The organism is Bacillus sp. JJ1532 (genome assembly GCF_036965085.1).
Taxonomy (GTDB): domain Bacteria; phylum Bacillota; class Bacilli; order Bacillales; family Cytobacillaceae; genus Cytobacillus.
This window is the reverse complement of record NZ_JBALOW010000146.1, coordinates 1,132-3,640: the sequence shown is the minus strand read 5'-3', so window position 1 is coordinate 3,640 and position 2,509 is coordinate 1,132. Positions and strand designations below refer to the sequence as shown.

Genomic DNA, 2,509 nt, shown 5'->3' with positions numbered 1-2,509 from the left:
AAAAAAACACCTTGAATACTTAGGCGAGCTAATTTCAAGATTTGATATGGATTTATTGGAACTTAGTTATGAACGTGTAAAACAGGATACATAAAAATGGGCAATAATGTCAAAAGCCAATTACTTGAAGATAATGACAATTTAAATAGAATAATTGGAACCTTATTTTACCTTGGTCAAGTGACTCACTACAAGTACAAAGCTTTTGATGCTCATCATCGCTTTAATCTAGAAGACACCCTTTTAATATTTGATCGAGAGTGGTTAATTAATAAAATTGCAAATGTAACTAACATCCATTTTGAAGTTGTTAAAAGGTATATTGATTATTTAGTTTTAGATAAAGGAGGAACACTCTTAGAACTTCCATTAGTTGAGCATCAAGGGGAGATTTTCTTTATACCTAGTTCTACTATTCTAAATGATTGGCATTTCAGTATAGTAAATGGACATTACTTTAGAAACATACAATTTACAAACAGAGATGAAACTATTTCTGCAAGTATCATTAAGGAATTGATAAAAAAAGTACAAACACATTCAAATATAAAATTTGTTTATGAAAAGTACTCTGAATTTGAACTTAATGGCAAAAAAGATAATAGTGATGTGGATTTTGCAATCTATGATATTGAAACAAACAATTTATTAATTATAGAATGCAAATGGAAGGATAACGTTTATTTACCTATAGAAGACTTTGTTAAAATTACTAGAACCATAAACGAGATATATAATAAACAATTAGACAAACACAAAACTTTCCTTGAGTCGAATAAAGCTAATATAGACTTTATATTCGACAATGACACTTGTATAGAAAATCTATCAGAAAATGTTAAAATTACCTATATTGCTTTAGATAAGAGGACACAAATTCATATTGTAATAAACACTTGCTGCCTATTTACACAATATTGTTTTTACTTGAAAAATTCTCAGTTGGTACAAAACTAAATTTAAAGGACTTGATAAATGAAATCCGTTCTTTAGAAACAAATGTAACCTATGATGATGAAGAGAATAGTAAAGTTATCGTAAGTAAAACAATAGGAGATACAGAATTTAAAATAAACCTTTTGGGGTTGAACTTAGATTATTATTAGTGTTTAGTAATAAGGGCTGTCCGTCAATTCAAAGATTTTGGATTCTGAATTAATGGACAGTCCCCTTAAATTAATCTTTAAGTTCTTAACTGAATCTATTTCTAATCCCTTTCAATAATGAGTGTTTTACCCATATTCCTTTGCCGCCACTATAAAAATTTTCGTCCTCACAATTAATATCTGATTGCCAAGAAAAGCAAATTCAACTCATATTAATTTATCCCTCCTTTTAGTAAAAGTTTATAAGATTTGTATCGCCCCATATCCTCCACTGATGAGAGTGTTTAATACCTTTAACGATGTTGGGCGAAGTGCAGTATATTACCTTTTTTCACTTGACTGCATGAGCAAAATATTAGCATTTCTGCTAACACAATTTTCTTTCTATTAGTAGAACGAATAAGCGATGATTACTTAAAGGACTTCACGTTTCCTGCTACACGTTGAGTAGACTATCCTTCTTAAAGTAATTAGAAATCCGTCATTTCCCTGTAGGCAAACATTTTCTTTTATCTTTTTGCGGAATTAATAATATCATATGTAAGTTTTGATAAAGGTCTTTTACCCAAATGACCCGGTTTTAAGTCTTTACCATATAAAAATAAGTTTATTTCGGTCAAGCCTAAATTCATATCTGAGAACAACTGTTTAAGCTGCCCTTTATATGTATCAGAGTAAGCATTTTTTTTATATAATATCTCTCTTATATAATCTTTATGACTTTGATAAACTTCCCTAAGATTAAAGAGTTTAATACTATTTTCAACTTCAATTTTATTACTCCATTCTGGACTTATGTTTATAGTCAAATCAAAGATCGTATTTTTACCAGTAATAGATTCAAGCGTGCTGTTAGAATTTAATTTCACTTCAAAAACTGCATTATTATTAAATCCATCATTATATGGATAAAGAATTTCTAAACTTCTTGCCAACTTAAATCTCGAATTACATATTTGACAAGAAGGCACAAAGTTAAACAAAGACAAAGATAACAACTGAAAAATAGATTTAGGGAAAAAGTGATCAAGGTCAGCAGTCGATTTTATTTTTGTCCCCTTTTGATAAGGTGTAATATACTGCCTATTACAGTAAGGACATACTTCTATACCTGTTCCAGTCAATACTAAATGTCTTAACTCTGAGCTTAGGAAATCATAATCCACTATATTTTTAATGGAATTATTCAAACGGATGAGTCTTCTCTCCACCTCTTTAATCAATGCTATAAAGTTATCATTATTTGTAGAGAAATTAGAATGAGTTGCTAATAAAGGCCTAATCCACGGATTCATATAACGAGAAACATATTCTTCCCGAAAATTGTTTCGTTCTGTTTGAGTGATATCTTTATTAAGCCTATTAAGCTCATTATCTACTTTAAATTTACTAAAATAAACTAA

The 2,509-nt window shown here is 29.2% G+C and carries 2 protein-coding genes; one reads left to right on the top strand and one right to left on the bottom strand.

Features of this window, described 5'->3' with window-relative positions:
• The first annotated feature begins 96 nt into the window (after positions 1-96).
• Positions 97-957, top strand: coding sequence for a hypothetical protein (locus V7122_RS25510; protein WP_335530100.1), 861 nt, complete (start codon positions 97-99; stop codon positions 955-957).
• A 658-nt stretch (positions 958-1,615) separates the two neighbouring features.
• Here the strand turns inward: V7122_RS25510 and V7122_RS25505 are convergent.
• Positions 1,616-2,509 (bottom strand): hypothetical protein (locus V7122_RS25505; RefSeq protein WP_335530097.1); only part of this gene is annotated, 894 nt, incomplete at its 5' end.